The sequence below is a fragment of the Gimesia sp. genome, assembly GCF_048262075.1.
In the GTDB taxonomy this organism is placed as follows: Bacteria; Planctomycetota; Planctomycetia; order Planctomycetales; family Planctomycetaceae; genus Gimesia.
This window is the reverse complement of the sequence record NZ_JBLXFK010000002.1, coordinates 602976-625496: the sequence shown is the minus strand read 5'-3', so window position 1 is coordinate 625496 and position 22521 is coordinate 602976. Positions and strand designations below refer to the sequence as shown.

The window sequence follows — 22521 nt, the reverse complement described above, 5'->3', positions numbered from 1 at the left end:
TCAGTGTGGTGCGCGTCTGGCCGGATGCGCCTGGGCCACTTTTGGTGAATTATCTGAAGCGTGTGGAGGGAGCACCTTATCTCGACTGCAGATCTGTCGCGGGTTAAAAATATTTCTGACTTTTTCCATTGTGGCCAGATCGACTTCGTTGAAAATGCGGCTCATGAAATTAATTTTTTCCACACCAATGCCATGTTCGCCGGTGACGCTACCACCCAGTTCAAGACACTTTTCCAGAATTTCTTCGCTGGCTTCAAGCACCAGTTGGATCTGTTTCTGATCGCGTTCATCAAACAGCAGGATCGGATGCACGTTTCCATCTCCGGCGTGAAAGACATTGACAATTCTTAAACCATATTTTTCACTGGTCTGTTCTATAAATTCCAGGATTTCCGGGAGACGTGTCCGGGGGACAACACCATCCTGGGTACAGTAGCTCGGGCTGAGTCGACCGATGGCTCCAAAGGCCTGTTTGCGGCTTTTCCAGATCAGCATGCGTTCTTCCGGAGTGTCAGCACGCTGAATCTCGCGGACGTTATTCTTATTGCAGATTTCCAGGATTTTTGAGACTTCTGCATCTAAAGCGACTTCCAGCCCATCGACTTCTATCAGTAACACTGCGCCCGCATCCAGTGGGAAACCGAAATGAAAGGCTTCTTCCACCGCCTGAATAATGCCGTGGTCCATCATTTCCAGAGCGGAGGGAATAATTCCATCTGCGATCATTTCAGAGATCGCCCGGGTGGCATCTCCGATCGTCTGAAAGACAGCCAGCATCGTACGATGGGCTTCCGGGTCGCGTGTCAGTCGGACAATCGCTTTGGTACAAATTCCGAAGGTACCTTCGTTGCCGACATACACACCATGCAAGTCATAACCGGGAACCTCCGCGGTGGGACCGCCCAGTTCGACAATGGATCCATCAGGCAGGACTGCTTCCAGTCCCAGTACATGATTGGTGGTGACACCGTACTTTAGGGTGTGAGGACCTCCCGAGTTGGTAGCAATGTTTCCGCCAATGGTACAGGAACCCTGGCTGGAAGGGTCAGGCGCATAGTGATAACCGGTTCCCTTCAGGGCATTGGTCAGATGCAGGTTGACCATACCTGGTTCCACGATGGCATATCGGTCTCTGAGGTTCAGTTCCAGGATCTGTTTCATGCGGGTCAGCACGATCATAACGCCTCCCCCGATAGGCAAACAACCGCCTGAGAGGCTGGTTCCGGCACCACGGGCCAGGAAAGGGACGTTGAACTCGTTACAAAGCTTGACGGTTGCTGAAACCTGTTCGGTCGTGGTGGGAAAGACGACAATATCCGGTGCAGATTTATCCACGATGTACCCGTCACATTCGTAAACAAGTAGTTCATCTGCATTATACAGGATACCGTTTTTTCCTACGATTCCGGTTAATTTTTGAATCAGAATTGAGAACGGTCGGCTTCCTGCCTCCAGCTTCTCTAATGCAGGAGCTGACAGGTTGATGGTCTGGCTGGTGTCGTCAACCATTGTCGGGGGTAGCTTTCAATAAGGTTGAAAGGAAATAGTTAAGGTATTTAATAGATCTATTTTAAATCAAAGTCAGCTCAGGAATCAATTCTCTGCCTGCTGCTTCATTCAATTCAAGAGGTTTAAATGCTGTATTCGCGGCCGAAAAAACAAAATCCGTCGATTCCGCAGAAAAAGTCATTTCTGATTGACCCAGATGGGGCTGGACCAGGCCATCTCGCCATTCGACTGAATCACGCGGACATAGTACCAGTCATCCTGGTTGCCATCACTCTGATCTGTGAATTTGAATTCCGTATTCCATTGATTATGGAATACAAGCCGATGCAGCATGGCTGATTCCCAGGGAAATGGTCGGGTAAACAGCATTTCATTGCTCACCACCAGGTCAGAGAATTTCTGCGTCAGCTGACATTTGCTGGGCTGCTCACAGGAAACCGAAATCTGCGTGTCCGCATTTCCCTGAATCCGCATGACGATTGCCTTCTGGGACCAGTCATCGACTTGTTGTTTGAGCGCGGTGAACGACTGGACTTTCAATTGGTGGGCTGTCTGCTCCAGGATGCGATCTCGGCGGAATTCATCCAGTGGTCCGGTGGTAAAACAGGTCTGAATCTGCTGGATCTCACCTCCTTCAACATCGACATTGAAATTCCAGTCAGCCGTGCCCCCCCAACCCAATGCCGGCCAGGGACCCCAGCCATATTCGAAACGCAGGACAATCGGTTTCTTCCAGGGATTGGCTCCATTAGATTGATCAACAGGGAAATCGCGATGAATGACTCGTCCGTTTTTCAGGACTTCCACGCGATCAATTTCATCCCAGCCCTGCACTTTAACTTTCAGTTCCCGTTCATCGGTAAAGGGAAGTTCCTGTCCCATTATCTGGTCATTGAGATAGAAGTCGAGTTCGATACGATCTCCGGATACCGCATAGGTGCGGCGATTGCGTAAACCGTCGAATAACGCATCGCGGGACAGCTCTGTTGCTTTGATGGCAGCAAGACCTTCGCGGTAACCGCCCGGGTATCCCAGGTGATCGTCTGTGCTGGCAACCACACCCAGTCGATAACCTTGATTCAGATAATACTGAAACGTGTGTTTGGTCCAACGTCCACCTTCCGTGTGTCTTTTGTAGGGAAAGGGAGCCCGGTCATGCTCGGCGCAACCCCATTCGGAATGGATTTCCAGGACAGGTGAAACATCGGCTGCCAGTTTGGTTGCGTCAAATCCACGGTGGCCCAGACGATTGGCAGGATGGTGGGGAATCATCAGGCAGCCCCGCTGTCGGGCAAATGCCTGGAGTTCGACGAGGTCTTCGATCAGTTCGTAGTCGCCCTGCAGATCCGGAAACAGAATATGGTAATCCCCTTCTGCGGTGCCGTGTCGTTCATAGCCAAGAATGGTGACGAATTCCCCTGGTGAATCGAAGTCCTTTGCCAGTTGAACCACTTCCGGCCAGCGGGCGCGGGCAATATGAAATCCGTTTTTCCATTTGTGCGTAATTTTACCATCGTAATCGACGATATCCGGCCAGTAGGAATGGGGGGTAAAAGCATAGAAATCGAGATGGTTCCGCGCTATATCGAAAGAGCGGTCGAGTGATCCCAGTGCGTAACCTACGTGGTTGTGATTATGCAAATCGCCGAAGTAATTTTGATAGTCGGTTGTCATTGGATTCTGGCAGTTCTGAAAGAGAGGATTTCTTTGTGGAGCTGCTGTCTTGCCCCTGTGTGTTATCTCTGAACAGACTTTAGATTATCTCAAGCGTTCCTGCCCCTTTCCAGGTAACACCAGAAGTTCGTATTGCGTTCAATTCATTCATTCAGGTCAGCGACTCCAGGAGAGCCATTTATTGAAAATACTTTTAATCAATGGACTGAGCCGCGTGCGATTGTATTGATCGCCAATTTTTCGGATGGCATCTGCCTGCGTGGGATAGGGGTGAATCACGCTGGCCAGTTGCTTTAATCCCATGCCGGATTTCATAGCGACCGAGATTTCTGAAATCAGGTCGCCTGCATGACTGGCCACAATAGTGGCACCCAATATTTTATCAGTTCCCTGTTTTACATGAATTTTCACAAAGCCAGCTGTTTCACCATCCAGAAGGGCGCGGTCGACGTCTTTCAATTCCTGAACGAAAGTTTGTATGCGAATGTTTTTTTTGCCCGCGTCATGTTCATACAGCCCGACGTGTGCAATTTCAGGATCCGTGTACGTACACCAGGGAATCAGTAACTGACTGGCTTTGCTTCGGCCTTTGAACAAGGCATTTCCAATCACAATGCGCGCCTGGAAATCGGCTGTATGTGTAAACTGATAACGCGAACAGATATCACCGGCTGCATAAATGGCAGGGTTAGAAGTTTGCAGGAAATCATTAACCGTAATGCCATACCGTTCGTTATATTTCACGCCTGCCTGTTCCAGGTTTAAGCCATTTACATTGGGAGCACGACCTGTGGAGACGAGGATTTCATCGACGATGATTTCCGTCAGAGTTCCTTGCGTGTCGATCTGAATCTGCTTGCCGGTTTCGGTTCGGGAGACTTGTGTCGTGGATGCGTTAAGCAGAATCTTAACGCCATCCTGTTCCAGTTGATGCTGAATAATCTGCGCAGCATCACGGTCTTCCCTAGGGAGAATCTGCGATTGAGATTGAATCAGAGTTACTTCTGATCCGAAGCGGGCGAATGTTTGCGCTAATTCACATCCGATGGGCCCTGCTCCCAAAACGGCGAGTCTGTTCGGCAGTTTGGTTAATGAAAATATGGTTTCATTGGTGAGGAAGCCGGTTTCTTTGAGACCTATGATTTCCGGAACCGCCGCCCGGGCACCTGTAGTAATCACTGCTTTTTTGAAATGAAGTTGCCGTTGATCTACCTCGATGGTTGTTTCGTTGAGGAATTGCGCAGCGCCAATAAATACATCCACACCCAGTTCTTTGAAACGTTGTGCTGAGTCGTGTTGGCTGATATCAGCCCGCAGTTTCCGCATGCGTTCCATTACCTGGGGAAAGTGGACTGTTACTGAATGGGGATCGACTTGAATGCCCAGCTCGTTTGATTTCGTGACAGCATGCATTGCCCGGGCAGATTTGATAATTGCTTTGGAAGGAACACAGCCTGTGTTCAAGCAGTCGCCTCCCATCAGGTGTCGTTCGATTAACGCGACTTTTGCACCGAGCCCTGCTGCACCGGCTGCGGTGACCAGACCAGCCGTACCAGCGCCAATCACGACCAGATTATATCTACCGTCCGGTTGTGGATTGATCCAGTCTGGCGGGTGGACTCGATTCACCAGTTGTTGATTATATTCATCGGGGGGATCAATCTGAATCGTTTTGGTCATGTTGATCTCTTGCGATTGTGTGCTGCTCAGGGCTGTGTCTGAAGGTGTGTTACTATTTTCTTTACGAGCAGAGGAAAGGTTCCCAACAAAATAAATGCGATAATCAGCTGCGGGGATAAAATTCCGCTGGCACCCTGTTTAGACAGTTCCTGTAATGTGGGAACACTTGTGCCAGCGTAGACATAAACGGCGGTCCCGGCAAGCATTCCCAGCTGGCTTACCCACCAGAAAGTCCAGACACGAATGGTCGTGAGTCCCATTAACAGGTTGAGCAGAAAAAAAGGAACCGCTACGACCAGTCGTAACGTAAAGAGATAGAAGGCCCCCTCTTTTTCAAACTGTCGATTGAAGCTTGCAAAGCGATCGCTGTAGCGACTTTGAATGGCCGAGCGAAAAAGATAGCGACTGGTTAAGAATGCCAGGGTGGCGCCGGCCGTGGATGCGAAACTGACGAGCAGCAGACCTTTCCAGAACCCAAAAAACCAACCGTAGGATAAGGTTAACGGGACTGCCCCCGGGAGGGAGAGCCCGGTGATTCCGGTATAAATCAGAAACGCGATCAGGTAAATCGCAAGGGGATATCGTTCGGCAAAATTCTGCCATTGATGTTCTCGGGTCGCCAGGTATTCGAGCGTCAAGACATCGCGATACTGGAAATAGACGAGACTGATGATTCCAACCAGAACGATCAAAAGGGTGACACGCAGGTAAGTTGCAGTCTGTCGCTGGTCGGGTTTGATCGTAGTCTGAGGTGGCTGTGAGTCACCAGCATTATTAACGTGTGACTGCGAATCGGAATTGGCACGGTCCACCAGTGATATCCTGTTCTAGAATGCATCACATTTTAGCATAGCGTCGTTTGTACGATTTTATTCGGTGCTAATACTCCTGCTGACCTTATAGCAAAAAGGACGCACTTCCTAAAGGTGCTCGCAGTTTAATGATTTGCTGTCTTGGCGGACCAGACTCTAGCGGTTTTAGAGGATGGCGCGGATCTTTTCCAGAAATTCGCTGTTGCTCGGGAATTTTTTGAGGGTACTGCTGAGTTGTTCCATGGCTTCAACCGGATTCAGGGAAATCAGGCTGCGACGGAGCAATGTGACGCCTTCCAGAACTTCGGGAGCAAGGATTTTTTCCTCACGACGAGTTCCGGAGAGCGTGATATCAATCGCAGGAAAGATACGGCGGTCGGACAGTTCCCTGCTGAGAACCATTTCCATGTTGCCGGTTCCTTTGAACTCCTGAAAGATCACTTCATCCATACGGCTACCCGTATCAATCAAAGCGGTTCCCAGTACGGTCAAAGATCCACCCTCATCAAATCGACGGGCGGTTCCGAACATCTTTTTGGGAATATCCATGGCTTTCACATCCAGGCCACCACTCATGGTACGTCCGGTGTTACCCACCCACTTGTTGAAGGCACGTGCTGTTCGTGTGATGCTGTCCAGAAGAATGAAGGCGTCTTCGCCTGCTTCAGCCAGTCGCTTACCTCGTTCGAAAATCAACTGGCTGGTACGAACATGGCTTTCGACATCACGGTCCATCGAAGAAGAAATAACTTCTCCTTTAATCGAGCGTTGCATTTCGGTTACTTCTTCGGGACGCTCGTCGATCAGCAGTACCATCAGACGGATTTCAGGATGATTCGTACTGACTGCTTCAGCGATATCCTGCAGCAGCATTGTTTTACCGGTTCGAGGCGGAGCCACAACCAGTGCACGCTGGCCTTTGCCGATGGGGGTCAGCATATCCATGATTCGCATTGTGATGGGCATCGGGCCTGTTTCCAGTTTGATCTGTTCAAACGGATTAATCGGAGTCAGCTCATCGAAAGATTTGATTTGCATGTATTCTTCGATAGTTCGGCCATCAATCGTCTCGATGGATTTGAGCCGTGGGCCCTGGCCGCGAGTGCCGGGACCTACTTCACCGCGAATCAGAATGCCTTCGCGCAGGTTATGTTTTTCGATCAGAGAACTGGAAACAAAGGCGTCTGAATCCTGTGCCTTGTAGTTGGATTTTGGATCTCTGATAAAGCCATAGGCTTTGGGGTGCAATTCCAGTACCCCTTCAATGGTTCCTGAAATGTTTTCATCGACAGGCGTATTGGAGCGTGGTCTGCGGTTTTGCGTTCTGTTGCCTCCCGCATTACCGCCTGATCGCGAACGGTTTCCGCCGCGGTTGTTGGAGTTGGCACGTCCTCGGTTGCCTCCCCCCTGGTTTTGGCCACCTTGCCCCTGTCGTCCTGGTCCCTGGCTGGTCGTGCCGTCTGATTTTCTTCTGCGTCTTCTTCTGCGACGATTGCCTCCGGTTTTGTCGGATGACTGCTCTCCGTCTGATCGGTTTGTGTTATTGTCGCCTGTGGATTCAGAAGAGGTGTCAGACATGCTTGCGGGTTCTCTTTCAGGTTCTGCATCGCTCGGGGATGAATGAGATTTTTCGAACATCTCGAGGTTTTCTTCGGCCTTACGATGGTACTCATCCTGCAGGGCGTCGGTCTCACTTTTCTCAGAAGTGTCCTCCGTCGCGCGTTCTACTTTTTTTCGTGGTTTTGTCGTTTTACGACGTGCAGGTTTGGGTTTGTCTGAAGTTTCAGAACTTTTAGCGGCCATACAGAAGCACCAGATGTTTATAAAATTGTTACGAAATAATTAGAGACACAACTACGGCATGAACGATTAACGAAGTGACAGGCAAATACTTCAAGCCTGAATCATTGGCAGCAGAGAGACTGCAATGATACTTGAATGCTGCTGGCATACTTCTGAACGTGCCGACTCTTAATCCAGAGAAAAGCAGATCAATGCCAGTTGAATAATACTGGCGTAATCCTGATCTCTTGAAGAAGACTCACACAGTGGAATAACTCGCCCGTCTATGGACTCGACCATCTTGGCCTGAATATTCCAACTCTTAGGACAATCGCTTTTGAAACAGTAAAGAGATTTAGCCCAGGCATTGAGAACAGATTGCTTTGACAAGCTTGTTGACGAATGCCTCTTACAGGGTGATCGTCTTGCCGATATCCTTTCAGGCAAAAAATATAATGGTCAAAAACTGTTACTAGAATTCAATCGTTTCTATGAGGTTCCGTCAACCGATAAATGGTTGCTAATAAGGAACTTTTAAATGTTTTACTAACTCGTCCTGGAATCAGTTTTCACTCAGTTGTCGGCGCTGAATAGCGATGAAACGGCGAAAAGATATCGTTGGCTTTCTGGTGTCATTTCAACAAAACAGAAACAACAGACAGAGTCCCTTCCGAGGATAATGTTTTTAGCCAGTGAACTGGTCTGGTAGTTTTGCAACTGGTTCAGATACGTTAATAATATCCTTCAGCGCGAATATGAAAGAACAATTACTTTCAAGAAACAGGCGACCGCCCAGAAATAATCAGGGGTGGTGCCGATGAAGACTAAAGCCCCGCCGGAAACGACTCACATACTTAAAAAGCCAATTGGGTAATCAGTGATTTCTTTATACTGATTGGTGGGTTATTGATCTCAAAAAGCGGGGGGAGATCTTCATTGAAAAACGGCTTTCCTGAGATGTCTTAGTTATTAGTGTTTATCAAAACTATCTCATAGCGTCAATACTAATCGCATCGCCAGCTCGTTCTAGTCCTAATCTTAACTTATACTCAGGCAAAGTCAATTCACTATCCTGTTTCTATCGGATGTTTTGTTCAGGAGCACTTTAAGGACTTGTCATTTAACAAGATATTTCCGGAATTTCTTCTGTTTCAAGAACGGATTTGAGTTCCCATTCAGGGTTCAAGATCAGGGGGCAAACCGGACGGATAGGCTTGCTGTATGAAATCTTCGATACGTTGGACACGGTTTCCGGGATCAGGATGGGTACTGAATATTTCCGGCTGCCTGCCGGGCCCCGCAGCGCGTTTCAGGATATCCATGACTGCAATCATTGCGTAGGGATCGTACCCGGCCAGGACCATGAGTTTGATGCCCCAGCGGTCAGATTCGAGTTCATCATCGCGGCCATATTTCATATTCACCATCGAACCAATCATTGCCGCCATCCGGGCACTGCTGACGTCTCCTCCCGCGACTCCCGCTGCGCCTGCCAAGCCTTGTGTGAGTTCCTGTTTTGCCATCTGTTGTGCGCCATGTCGAGACAGGACATGTCCAATTTCGTGTCCGAGTACGCCAGCCAGTTGTCCTTCTGTTTCCAGTTGATTGTACAAGGCAGCGGTGATAAAGATTTGCCCTCCCGGCAAGGCAAACGCATTGATCACCTGATTATCTTTCAGCAGATGGAAATTAAAGCGATAGGGGTTATGACGCCCCTCTTTTTTCAAAGCGTTATTAAAACTTTCAAGCAGGCGGCGACCAACACGTTCCACATATTCCTGGGCCTGTTGGTCCGGGTGTTCTCCGTGATGTTGTTGCAGAATAGCAGGCAGCGCCTGCAGCCCCAGCGCGATTTCCTGCTGTTCTGTTAAGGCAACCCGCTGATTTTCACCCGTGATTTCGTTGACATCTGACTTCATCAGATAAGAAATGAAACTGAACAGCGCGATGCCGACCGCGATGATGAGTCGCATTTTAAACGAAGAGTTCTGAGAACCGTGTGAGGTTCTGATATACCGTGTCATCTTTTCTAATTATCCTGAAAGCTTCCGATCAGAACAGCGGTTTCAGTTGTTTCTGAAGGAACGGGGGTGATCATCAAGGCTCTGAATGTAACGCCAAATAGCCTTGAACTGCAGGTCAGCATTCCCATCCAGTATATCGGTAATTTTAGTCGTTTTCCCGTCTGCGGAAAGGCGGGGCATTTTTGTCGAGATATCATATCGAGGTGGATCGAGGACAAACCGTCGATAGTAGTCATCGTCGAGTCGTTCTCTGATGTGCACGAAATTGATTCCCGGCGCAATTTTCGTTTTTTCATCGCCGGTTGGCAAGTTGTCTCCGATGCCATGGCACTGGCGGCAGTCGAGGGCCTTTTTCGAAGTCAACTGGTTGCCCAGCTGAATTTGCATTTCTGACTGGGAGTGGTCAGACTTTGAGCTCGCGGTTGATTCTGGGGCGGACATTCCATGCTCGGCTGCCATGCCTCGAGCCAGTAGTGCTGCATGCGCAGGAAAGGCGGGCATCCGGGATTTCAGCCAGGGACGGGGCCGCCAGGCGAGCTGTCCGCCAATAAACATTTTGGACCAGTAGGGTTTCAGTTTTTCACCCGCCCATGTCAGGCTCGGCAAGGGCTCCGGAGGTAATCCCGACTCCCCTTCTTCGACTACAATCAAAGCACGAGGACTGGAAGCGGAATCTCGGGTGTGACACGCGGAACAGTTTAACTGCTGAAACCACCGGGCAGAAGTTTCAGTATCGTTTCGCCTGAACAGGGAGTCTGATTCGGTTTTTAAAACAACCTGAATAGCAGATCGTTGTTCTGGACTCAATGTGAAGTCTGGAACAGAAGCAGGCCGCTGATCTGTTTCGGCCAGACATCCCGTTGAGAGTGAATGTGAGCTAATGGGAACTGTCTGGAATTCAGTAGCAAGCATTGGTGATTCCTGAGGTGAATAGTGACATTGAACACATCTCAACGTTTCATACAGTATCTTACCCCGGTTGGCCGAACCAGCGGGTGGAATCATTGCGTTCTGAATTTTTCCTTTGGAATTTTCGATCAAATAAGTTGAGAGGCCCGCTGCTTCCCCGTGGGACAATTTGAAATCAGGCATGCGGCTCCACTGGTGATGCTCATGGGGTGATTTCAGGAAACGTACCAACTGAGAAGCGGTGAATTTACGTTTGATGAATGCGAGTGAGTGCCGTTGATATTCATCTGGTTCCTCGGCGACAGAAAAGTGATGGCAGTTAATGCACCCCAGAACTTCGTACGACTTTGCTCCTGCAGCCAGTAACTTCGCAGAATTGGATTCTGATGCATCATATTGTGTATTTAGATAGTCGGTTTCGGGTTTCTGAGCCTGGGACACAAACCAGGCAGTTAAATCAGCTGCTTTCTGTATGGTCATCTTCTCAGTGGGATCACCCAGGATGGATGGCATACTGGAATGTGCTCGTAAAGTTTGTGGATTTAGCAGCCAGTGAAATAACCAGCGCTTGGTCACTCGCGTCCCGATATTTTTCAAATCTGGCGCAGACTGCGATAATTCAGGCATCACGGAACTCTCTGAAAGCAACTTCTCTGCCTGCAACCGGGAAAGCGAAAATGAAACGTCTTCCCCTGGCGTTGTATGGCAGGCCAGGCATTGAAACCGTGCAAGCAGTTCACGTCCATGGCGGAACTGCTGTCGTTCCAGTAACTGGCTGTCATTACCTGCATGGCTCAGAAGTTGAGGCATGATTGGTTCGGTTGCAAAATTCTCCCCTTTCCAGAGTAATCGTAACCGGGCACGTCCGTCAGTCTGGCTCTGATAGACCAGTTGCAACTGATTATATCCTTTTTTTAAATGTACGGTCACAGGATCAGACTGTTTGAAGTCAGCACCGGTTACCTGAATCAACTGTTTTTGATTGACCTTTAAACGGGCAGATCCCGATCCCTCCAGGCTCAACTCGTATTCACCGGGAATGGGGACGCGCAGATAGCTTTCGGCAGTGGCAGAAAAGCGGCCCGGTTTCAGAAAGGGTGTGGCTGGTTCAGCAGGGGCTACAGACAATGTCAGCAGGCGACCGCTACGTGCATCAGTCACGCTGGAATCGGCTGACTGATTCTGTTGAAACCGCCAGAGAACCCCCGGTTTTAACTGTTGTACCTGTGTTGGCGTCAGGAGCTCATTTTTTTGACGACGTGTCAAAGTGGATTCTTCCATTTTGCGGGAGGAAACCGAATTGATCGTATGGTAATAAGTCTGTTTTAATTTTTCGCCAGATTGACTGGTCAACTGCCAGGTGATTCCCATCTGCATTACGGGAATGACTTGTCGCATTTCAAGGAAGACCGTGCGTTGGTCCGGCAGGAGTGTCGCTGAAAGTACTTCAACTTCGTCTCGTCCTTCCGTCCGGGGGGCGGTGATACGATATTCGGGCGAACCATAGTTTTGCGACCAGAGGTAGTTCCATTGTTCAATGGCGTAGTTGTCCGGGTTTTCGGCAGTTCTGCGATCCAGTGGATTGGTAAAGGTCAGTGCAATTCCATTCTGCATCGTTCTGACAGCGACAGGCAGGTGAACCGGTTTTCCAGTATAACGCACGCGTTGCAGGCAACCGTCGTGGACCGCATTCGTCACCCAGCCTCTTAGTCCACTGACATAAAGCTGGCCGTCGTCGGAGCTGAATCGCCCCCGCATGATCCCTGATTCAAACTCCAGCGGCAACGTAAGCGTTCCTCCCTGTGACTGGCCCTTGATGACTTCCCGGAGCGTCAGCAGTAGTTTACTTTGACCGTAAGACAGGTGAAGTAACTGATTTTTCAGGGGCCCCCATTCCTGACTGGTGACCCAGACCTGTCCGCCGCTGGAGTTATCCTGCAGTCGGGGGATCCAGCACAACGGGGGATCATATCCCAACGGTCTGTCCGGCGTGATCTGTGGACCACCAAAGCCGTAGTAGGCTCCCTGCTTCACTTCCGTGATATTGGAAGCCGGGGTCCAGTTCCCTTCCTGCGGGGATGCGGTGATAATATTGCCAGGACCCATCCCCATGCCATTGGGATTGCGGAAGCCGGTTGCGATTTGACTCAGGCGTCTGCCATTCCGGCTGATTCGCATGACCCCTTGCTGCGCATGCATGAAATAAAAGTTCCCGAAAGTGTCGGTTTCAAGACAAGTCACATAGTCATGTCCTCCTACTGATGTTGGGATCTGATTGTTGAAGCACTCATAGAAATCGGCTTCTCCGTCCAGGTTCTGGTCATGCAGGATTGTGATTTGATCGCGACCCAGAACGTGAATCTTGTTATTCACCACTTTCAATCCCAATGGCTGAAACAGCCCTGTGGCGAAGCGCTTCCACTTCAATTCGCTGAGGTCAGCGTCGACGCCGCTGACCAGCCAGACATCGCCGTGCACGGTTGAAACCGCCAGGTCGCCATTTTCCAGAAAGTCATGACCGCTGATAAAGAAGAGCGCGCGGTATGGGTTTTCGTGGGGAATTGTCAGAGTGTCTATCACATAAGGGGCCTCCTGCTGGCTAAGAACACCTTTCGTGGTGAGTGTTTCGGTCCAGCGTGGCGGTCCTGGAATCAGTTGAGTCTGCAGTGATTCTGGTACTGAGAGATTGGGAGCGTCGTAGGCCGTATTTGTTTTACCGTCCGGGCTGATCTGGTAATAGATGAGAAATCTCTGTGTGGTGTTACGGGGGGGAATCACAAAACTGGCGGTCCCCTGCTCTTTGTCAGCGCTGATGTGGGAATGGATTCCTTTCCCGCCGATGCAGCCAATCAAAACCGGTTTGTCCGAGTTTGTCGTGATCATTCGATGGGGATGATTTTCTACAGATTCCACCTCACTGGCAGCAGCAACAATCAGATTTAGTTCTTCTTGTCCAGCACCGATTTCAAAGGCACGTGTAAAACAGGACTTTTCTGGAGAAGACTCAAACCCGGGAGATTCAAATACAGTTGTTTCACCAATACGGTATTCCAGAGTACCCCGATTTCGATTCACATGAGAACCAACGAACTGACAGGGTTGTTTCCAGCCGGGCCCCTCGATAGAGGAAAAATGTATCTGTCCGACTGGTGATGGTGCGCGGATCAAACCAAAGCGTTCCGGGGAAGGTTTGAGAAATCCGTTAGACCAGATGCCCCGCACTTTGCCGTGTGCAGTGTCATAACAGATTGTTGATTCCTGGTTTTTTCCAACGCGGATCGAGAGCCCTTTTTTGACAGGGCCTGTTGGCAGAGGAACGGTGCAGGCCAGCCAGGTGCCAATTTCCGTCTGTTGCCAGCGATTATCGTTAGTATCTTCCATCGGCTGATTGAACCCGACCGATTCCTTACCCCAATGGTCTCGCGTTTTTTCAGGGGCAGCAGTTTCAACGCGAACTGAATTTTGTGGAGTAGATCGATCGGAGATTTTTATTTTATCAGGTAATTCAAAGGAGAGCAGGAAGAGTGTGTTGTCATCTCGTTTCAATGGAGCTGTGGGAATGGCTGTGAAATCGCGCGTGCCTTTGGAGACGCGAAAGTCATCCAGCAAGCCGTCACAGCCAAGCTTTTTTTCCACGAGCCGACCGAATGCGAGATTTCGTTCTGCTGGTTTAGATGCTTTACGCTGCGGAAGTTTGGAATCAAGTGCCTGTTTGCCGTCGACGTATAGTCGCAAGCGATCATCTTCCAGAATCATGGCAACATAATGCCATTTTTGATCGCAAATATTCATATTTGTTTTAAATTCCCCACCCTGCCCGGGCAGATAAACGCTGAAAAATCCACTCTTGGCGTAAGAATACATTTCCCAATGTGCTGCCGAGTTTTTGGGGTCACAGGCGAGCAGGATATTGAATCCTGTTTGACTGTTTAGCTTAACCCAACCCTCTGCATTTAAGGGGCGGTGGTTTAACATACCAGCGGGCGTTTTTGTCAGAACGGCTCCGACTTTTGCATTGAGCGCCTTTCCCCATTTTCCCGGAACGAGTGTGTCTTGCTGCGCGGGCTTTCTCTCTGCCGCTGGTGGAGCTTCCATTTCGTGAATGGGCCGCTGGGCGGCCCAGGCGGTGGCGCGGCGCAGGATTTCAGTGGCGGCAAAGGAGTCATAGGTTTTTTCGCTATGCCCGAGCAGCGTCTGGAAAATACGACCTTTACCATAGTGATAGGTCCAGGCCAGTGGTTCATTATTTTTCGTCACTTTGGATCTGGCTGTGATGAGAGGCTCAACAGGTTCTGTGCCGTCCTGACGAAAATAGAGTTCGTCGGTGACCGGAAAATTCTGCAGATTTCGGGTGAGTGGATGTGTGTCGTCTGTAATCTGGACGGTGAATTCTCCGAAGGCGTCATGGCCGCTTTTCTTATTCCCCGTGCCTTGATGATTCCAGACACGGCGGACAATTTTACGATACTCGGGCCAGTCAGACTCTCCTGCCTGGGGGAGTGAGAAATGAAAGGCACCATTGGCGAAATGGATTAAGATTAGTCCTCCGCCCTCTTGCAGATAATTCATGAACGCGGTGCGGGATGTCTGACTCAGCGGTGTGCCATCGTGCCAGTTGGTATAGTTCTGAATGATGACCTGGTAGTCCTGTAGATTTTTCTTCGACAGATCTTCGATGTCATTGGTGACTTCTACTTTAACCCGCGGGTCTCGCTCCAGTTGTTGCTTAAGCACGGGAGTAGTTTTTTTCCAGTTATGCCAGGCGTGCGCCTCGTTGCCCGAGAATAGTAATACTCGAATGGGTTGAGTATCGATTAACGCGGGCTCGGTTCCCTGTACGCCAGCCAGGGCAGTACTGATTTCTTGATGAGTGTAGTAGCGGGTTTCCACGCCGTTTTGGGGGATTTCGATCCCTGCGGTCCAGGCAATCGCATTCAGGATGAATTTTCGAAAGGCAGGGTTTTGCCAGTTATCATAAAAGTGCCCGCAGGTCGTGCCAAAGCCGCGTCCCCCCTGGCTGCGTTCTTTAGCCCAGGCAACAATATTTCCGTTTTCAGGGCGTCCTTTGAGATCAGAGACTTCCAGTAACGTGGTCAGTTGCTGATCTGCGGGCTGGAAGCGGATGTTGTAATAAAACTCCTCGCGAAGCTCAAACGGTTCGATCCCCCGGCAGATCGGGTGTTCGGGCTTAGGGAGTGTTACCGGAGCTTTGAGTGTTTTGATCGCTGAATACCACTTGCGTTTTCCATTCTCTTCCCAGTCGAAATAGCCGCCGGACCAGTTCTGAATCTGTTTGGCATACTGGTCGGGGGCGAATGTGGAGAAATGAAATGTCAGAAAGCCACAGCCCCGGTCAATCTGCTGCTGGATCTGTTTCAGATGTGCTGCATTGGCAAAGTGAGGCGCTTCCGCAAATTTCTCGCCGTCTCTGCCATCCGAGATAACCATGATGGTGTCGGCGTCATTCAGCGTCTCCGGATTTTCCGGCCAGCCATCCAGATGATATTCGACCTGGACTTTGTTTCGAATATTGGAATTATCGAGCATGACCTTGAGCAGTTTGACCGACCAGGGATAATCATGAATCCCGTTTCCCACCGGTCCATGACTTTTAGGACCTGCAATCAGGACAATTTTATGCCGCTCAACAGGTTGTTTTCGGGAAGACTCTGCTGACTGAAGCGTATTCGCCGACAAACAGAGACAGAACAGGAGACCGATTAAATATCGCAAAATCATGTGACCTCTGGATCTCAATTATTCAGGGAACGAATGAGGTTCTTCTGACATGAACACTTTCGTCAAGTGAAATTCTCAATAAGATATCTTACCGATGCGAGTGAGAAAATACTTCCAGCCGATTGGAAAAAATGAAATTCCTGCAGGTTGAATTCTTTTCCGGACTGGCTGCTACAATCATTGGATTCGCAATTGCGACGAGTCCCTCCATCGTTCATGATGGATAAATTGTATCAACCGACTACCATCTTATAAATCCTCACCATTCATCTGGAAGTTGACATGTATCTCAAAAGTGCGCTCGCCCTGCTGTTGGCAATTGTCCTGTTACTTACTTTGCCTGACTTGCAGGCTGTCGAAAAACAACAGGCTGCCAAACCAAATATTCTAGTGATTCTTTGTGATGATCTGGGTTATGGGGATCTGGCCTGTTATGGTCATCCCGTGATCAAAACGCCTCATCTGGATCAGTTGGCTTCCGAGGGGATGCGTCTGACAGACTGTTACGCCAGTGCCCCCGTCTGTTCCCCGTCGCGGGCCGGTTTGTTGACAGGCCGGACTCCCAATCGTCTGGGCGTGTATGACTGGATCCCTGAAGGTCATCCGATGCATCTGAAGCGGGATGAAGTTACAGTGGCGCAATTGCTGCAGCAGGCAGGTTATGATACGGCTCATGTGGGAAAGTGGCATTGCAATGGCCTGTTTAATTCCAAAGAGCAACCCCAGCCGGGCGATCATGGTTTTCGTCACTGGTTCAGCACCCAGAATAATGCCCTGCCTACACATGAGAACCCCAATAATTTTGTGCGGAACGGGAAGCCCCTGGGAGAAATTGAAGGGTTTTCCTGTCAGATTGTTGCCGATGAAGGAATCCGCTGGTTAAATGACTGGCGTGACAATGAAAAGCCGTTCTTTCTGCATGTCTGCTTTCATGAGCCACACGAACGGGTGGCCTCTCCCCCTGAACTGGTAGAAAAATATCTAGACAAAAGTTTGTATGAAGATCAGGCTCAGTACTTTGCGAATGTCGCGAACATGGACCGCGCCGTCGGAAAGCTGTTGAAAAAACTAGATGAAATGAATGTCGCCGACAATACGCTGGTATTCTTCACATCCGATAATGGACCCGAGACATTAAATCGCTATGGGAAAGGCTCACGACGCTCCTGGGGATCGCCGGGTGTGCTACGTGGTATGAAACTGCATATTTATGAAGGAGGGATTCGCGTGCCGGGGATTGTCCGCTGGCCAGGGAAAATCAAGGCAGGTCAGGACGTCGCAACACCTGTCAGCAGTGTTGATCTGCTGCCGACCTTCTGCGAAATCGCAGGTGTCGCAGTGCCTGATCAGCGACCGCTGGATGGTGCCAGTCTGCTACCCCTGTTTGCCGGGAACAAGATTGAGCGAACGACGCCTCTGTTCTGGAATTACTATCGTGCTTACAGTACGCCGCGTGTGGCGATGCGCGAGGGAGACTGGAAAGTCGTGGCTCACTGGAGCGGTCCGGAAGGCATCATCCCCCTGGGAGGGAACGTCAATTCGGTCTCTCAGGAGTTCATCAAGAATGCGAAGCTGACAAAGTTTGAGTTGTATAACCTCAAAGACGATATCGGTGAGCAGCATAACCTGGCCTGGCAGGAGCAGAAGCAACTGGTTGCGCTCAAGAAAAAGCTGGTGAAGAAGTATGCGGCTGTTCAGAAAGAAGGACCCGTGTGGGATACCAGCGAATACGATCAGCGGCGGAAAAAAACGTTGATAAAAAAATCTGCAAAATAAACGTTCTCTCTTTCAGGTTCATACTCAGTCCTGCTCAATTGGAGGGAAATCGATTTCCCGGTCGAATCCCTATTCTCAACAGTCAGGGCGACTGTTAAAGTGAAACCCCGCAGTCAAATTGTCCTACCTGTTTTCATTGAAATTGATCTGGTATCGCCATGTCTTATTTACGTGTTTTCTGCCTGTTGTCTGTTTTCTGCCTGCAGGCTCTGCCCCAAACTGTTGAAGCACAAGCTGTTCGCAATGTTGGTTTTGAGCCGACCGCATTTGCGCTGACAGGGGCTCGTGTGGTCACTCAGCCGGGAACTGCCCTGGAGAATGGGACGGTTTTGATACGCGATGGATTAATTGAAGCTGTCGGGGTGGATCTGAAGATTCCAGTGGATGCAGAGGTGATCGACTGCACGGGGTTCGTGATTTACCCGGGTTTTATTGATGCTGCTTCCAGCGAGTTACTCAATAAAGAGATCAAAGCCCCCCAGCCGAGTGAGCGAAAAGTCGATTTTGGACGCTATGCCCTGGCGGCGACGCGCCCTGATAATCGAAATTATCTCAGCCCGGAATTTCTGGCGAATGAAGCCGTCGTTCGCAAAAAGAACAGTTTCGAAAAATACCAGAAGGCCGGTTTCACAACGGTGCATCTGCTTCCCCAGGGAAAAATCGCCAGTGGCCAGGGGACGCTGCTTTCAACCAGTGAGCTACCGGTCAGGGAAGCGACGCTTGACAAATCGACGATGAGTGCTTTTCGCCTGTATGCGCCACACGGTAATGTTTATCCCACCACGCTGATGGGGGCACTCGCGCATTTACGTCAGACCTTTTTAGATACACAGCATTACGAACAGCATTGGAATCTGTACGAGGAACAAAGTGCCTTCGTCAAACGTCCTCCGACCGATCCTGCTTACGCAGAGTTGAAGAAGGTCCTGCATGGCAATAAAACTCCCGTGTTTACCGCTGACTCACGGGACGAAATTTTCAGGACGCTCGATTTCTGTGCTGAATTTGATCTAAAGCCGGTGATCTATGGGGGCGAAGAAGCATACCTGTGTCTGGATCGCCTGAAAAAGGAATCGAGTGGCTTGATCATCCGCTTGAACATCTCCGAAAAGCCCGAAGTAAAAGAACCGCAGGATGGTAAGAAGCTGACGACCAAGTTTGCTGATCCGGTGCGCGTCCAGCAGGAAAAACTCCGCATCTGGAAAGAAAAGATCCAGGGACTGAGTCGGCTGGCAGAAAGTGGTTTACCGATCGCTGTCTCTTCTGAATCGATGAAAAAACATGTGGAAGATCTTCTGCCCCAATTGCGGATCGCGGTAAAAGAAGGTCTGTCAGCAGATCAGGCTTTGCGTTTTCTGACCTTGGATGCGGCGGCTCTACTGGACATGAAGTCTCGCCTGGGAACAATTGAAGCGGGTAAGCTGGCACATGTGACGGTGATGTCCGGCCCCTGGGAAGAGGGGGAAACCAAAGTACGCTATCTGTTTGTGGATGGTCTCAAGCTGGATTTCGAAGAAAAGAAAAAAGATGACGAAGAGGACAAGCCGGAATCCAAGGCAAAAGATAAAACCAGACCTGTGACTGTTGATTTAGCCGGTGAATGGGGCGTCGAAATTCAGTCGGCTCAGGGCAAGGTCATTGGTCAGCTGCAACTCGCGCAGGAAAAGACTTCGTTGCGGGGTACGTTTTCGAGTGAAAAAGGCGACGGAAAAGTCACTTCCGGGAAAGTTGAAAAAGCACAGTTCGAATTCACTGTGGCTATTGGTGCCGGAGAACATTCCATTGAGTTACAGTTTAAAGGTGAATTGGGGAAAGAGTTGAAGCCGGAATCGCTTTCCGGAAAACTGAAATCGGCTTTCGGGACGGAAACAAAGTGGTCGGCGGTTCGCAAAGTGAAAACGAGCGAACCGGTCGTTGAGAATCCCATTCAGCTCTCCCTGGAGGGAATGGACGACGGTGATGATTTGCTGGCCGATTCCGACAACGAAATTCTGGTGGCAGAAAAACCGGTTTTGAAAAGCGAAGACCGACCGAGCCTGCATCAGTTCAACACGGAGTTGAAGGCAGATCGTATTAGCCAGGCTGCGCGCACAGGCGGAAACCTGCTGCTGGGAAATGGAACGGTAATCACTGTCACCGGCGAAACGCTGCCGCAGACCTCGGTTCTGGTGAAAAAGGGCAAGATTGTTGCCATTGGAAGCGACCTGAAAGTACCTGAGCAGACAACGGTCATTGATGTCACCGGTCTGTATGTGATGCCGGGCATCATTGACACCCACAGTCATATCATGATCACAGAAGGGATCAACGAGTATTCGCAGTCGATTGTCCCTGAAGTCCGCGTACGCGATGTCGTGAATACGGCGGATGTGTCTGAGTATCGGGCATTAGCGGGGGGGGTGACTGCCGCGCGGTTGTTTCATGGTTCAGCCAATGTAATTGGTGGTCAGGATGCGGTTGTGAAACTCAAACACGGTATGTCAGCCCGGGAGCATATTCTGCACGACGCTCCTCAAGGGGTGAAATTTGCTCTGGGAGAAAACGTCAAATATCGCACTTCGCGTTTTCCCAATACCCGCATGGGGGTCGAAGCGACACTGCAACGGGCGTTTCTGGAAGCCATCGATTACCGTCGACAGTGGCAGGAGTATGAGAAATTACAGAAAAACGAACCGGATATCAAACGGCTGCCTCCGCGACGGGACCTGCGGCTGGAAGCGCTGGCGGACATTGTAAACCACGAAAAGTTTATCCATTCGCACTGTTATCGCGCGGATGAAATTCTGATGCTGTTGCGGGTGGCGTCCAATATGGGCATTCGCGTCTGGTCGCTGCAGCATGTCCTGGAAGGCTATAAGATCGCTCCCGAGATTCTGGCCCACGGTGCCAGTTGCAGTACGTTTTCAGACTGGTGGGCTTATAAAATTGAAGCCTTTGATGCAGTGCCCTATAACGCAGCGCTGCTGAATGAAGCTGGTATCAATACAGTCATCAAAAGTGATGACTGGGAATTGATCCGGCATCTCTATCTGGAAGCAGCCAAGACGGTCCGCTATGGGAATATGTCATTCAATGAAGCGTTGCGTACCATCACAATCAATCCGGCGAAGGAACTGGGTCTCGATCAGCAGATGGGCTCCATAGAGATCGGTAAAGATGGTGACTTCGCTGTGTTCAGCGGACATCCCCTGAATGCCTACTCTCGCTGTGAGATGACCATCATCGAGGGAGAAGTCTATTTTGATCGCAAGCAGCAGCCCACTGCAATGACAGAATCGGCTGAGCGGCGTTCCACGACACCTCATGTCTCTATCGCCGCACAGACTGATGCAAAGCTGGCATTGCCCACAACGGAAGTGACGGAGTATGCGATTACCGGAGCGACTCTGCATCCGGTCGATCGAGGAGATATTGTCAAGGGGACACTCATTGTCAAAGATAACAAGATAACTTATGCAGGGCCTGCAAAAACACTGCCCGCCGAGATGACGGTAATTGATGCAGCAGGACTGCATATTTATCCCGGCATGATCGATTCCGGTTCCACATTAGGATTAACAGAAATCGACAAGGTCCGCGAAACACGCGACTATGCAGAAAGTGGTGACCTGCAGCCCGATTTGCGAACGGGCGTAGCGATCAATCCCGATTCCGAGTTGTTTCCCGTGGCTCGCGCGGGAGGAATTACGACAGTGTTAGTCAGTCCGCAGTCCGGTTTGATCTCCGGTCAGGCTTCCCTGGTGCAGACGGCAGGCTGGACCGCGCCGGAAATGGTGATGGAACTGGAAGCTGGCTTGCAAATCGACTGGAGTACGAAACAGGAACGCCAGGACGAATTGAAAGACTTTGTGAAGCAGGCGCGCCTGTATCAGAAACTCAAACAGCAGACCAGGGAGAAAGGAACGCGGGAGCCGGTTACCGATCCACGGTATGAAGCGTTGATTCCCTACCTGCAGCAAAAGAAGCCGGTCTTCATCGAAGCGAATTCTCGTGAAGCGATTGCCGGTGCCCTGCTGTTTGCAGAAGAGGAAAAACTGCGGATTGTGATTACCGGTGGTGCGGATGCCTGGAAACTGGCAGAGGAGTTGAAGCAGCGGAAGGTTTCTGTGATCCTCGGTCCGGTGATGCAGAAGCCACAGGACGACAACGATCCTTTCGATGCACCTTATGCGAATCCGGGGCATCTATATGACGCGGGAGTTCCATTTTGTATTCGTTCTCACAGTGCCTGGAATTCGCGGAATACACCGTTTGAAGCCGCGATGGCGGTCGCTTATGGACTGCCCGAGCAGGCTGCTTTACGATCTGTCACACTCTCTGCCGCTGAAATTCTGGGGATCGACAATCAGGTCGGTTCACTGACTGCGGGCAAACTGGCTAATCTGGTAATTGCCGACGGTTCCCCGCTGCAACATACTTCACATATCAAAGCGGTTTGTGTCGGTGGGAAAATACTGCCACCAGAAAGTAAACAGACGCGACTGTATGAACGGTATCGCGGTCGATTGCTGAAGCTGAGAGAATCACGGGGAGATAATCAGCCAACACCGATTCCCCTGGAAACTCAGAAAGCGGAACCGGCGAAGAAACCTGCCAATACCAAATAGCAGTTTTGT

General features: G+C 50.2%; 9 protein-coding genes. 2 read left to right on the top strand and 7 right to left on the bottom strand.

The features are described 5' to 3' along the window. The 7 genes from ACN0YH_RS06035 to ACN0YH_RS06005 form a co-directional block, all read right to left on the bottom strand. Positions 1 to 1509, bottom strand: coding sequence for an FAD-binding oxidoreductase (locus ACN0YH_RS06035; protein WP_417378661.1), 1509 nt, complete (start codon positions 1507 to 1509; stop codon positions 1 to 3). A 177-nt stretch (positions 1510 to 1686) separates the two neighbouring features. Continuing rightward, complete coding sequence (locus ACN0YH_RS06030; RefSeq protein WP_417378660.1) at positions 1687 to 3183, bottom strand: DUF3604 domain-containing protein; 1497 nt, start codon at positions 3181 to 3183, stop codon at positions 1687 to 1689. A gap of 156 nt (positions 3184 to 3339) precedes the next feature. Then, positions 3340 to 4863: a mercuric reductase gene (locus ACN0YH_RS06025; RefSeq protein ID WP_417378659.1), complete on the bottom strand. Its 1524-nt coding sequence runs from the start codon at positions 4861 to 4863 to the stop codon at positions 3340 to 3342. A 26-nt stretch (positions 4864 to 4889) separates the two neighbouring features. Then, entirely contained in the window at positions 4890 to 5675 is a 786-nt protein-coding gene (locus tag ACN0YH_RS06020; RefSeq protein WP_417378658.1) for a TVP38/TMEM64 family protein, read from the bottom strand. 165 nt (positions 5676 to 5840) lie between these two features. Next, the gene (rho, locus tag ACN0YH_RS06015) at positions 5841 to 7478 is read right to left on the bottom strand and encodes a transcription termination factor Rho (protein WP_417378657.1); all 1638 of its coding nucleotides are present in this window, start codon (positions 7476 to 7478) and stop codon (positions 5841 to 5843) included. A gap of 1154 nt (positions 7479 to 8632) precedes the next feature. Continuing rightward, entirely contained in the window at positions 8633 to 9481 is an 849-nt protein-coding gene (locus tag ACN0YH_RS06010; RefSeq protein WP_417378655.1) for a M48 family metalloprotease, read from the bottom strand. 42 nt (positions 9482 to 9523) lie between these two features. Continuing rightward, positions 9524 to 16129, bottom strand: coding sequence for a ThuA domain-containing protein (locus ACN0YH_RS06005; protein WP_417378654.1), 6606 nt, complete (start codon positions 16127 to 16129; stop codon positions 9524 to 9526). Between the two features lie 282 nt (positions 16130 to 16411). Here ACN0YH_RS06005 and ACN0YH_RS06000 point away from each other — a divergent pair, with 282 nt between their 5' ends. Together ACN0YH_RS06000 and ACN0YH_RS05995 are read left to right on the top strand one after the other, a co-directional pair. Continuing rightward, a complete protein-coding gene (locus ACN0YH_RS06000; protein WP_417378653.1) occupies positions 16412 to 17905 on the top strand; it encodes a sulfatase-like hydrolase/transferase in 1494 nt (497 codons plus the stop codon). Between the two features lie 158 nt (positions 17906 to 18063). Then, positions 18064 to 22512, top strand: coding sequence for an amidohydrolase family protein (locus tag ACN0YH_RS05995; RefSeq protein ID WP_417378652.1), 4449 nt, complete (start codon positions 18064 to 18066; stop codon positions 22510 to 22512). Positions 22513 to 22521 lie beyond the last annotated feature (9 nt).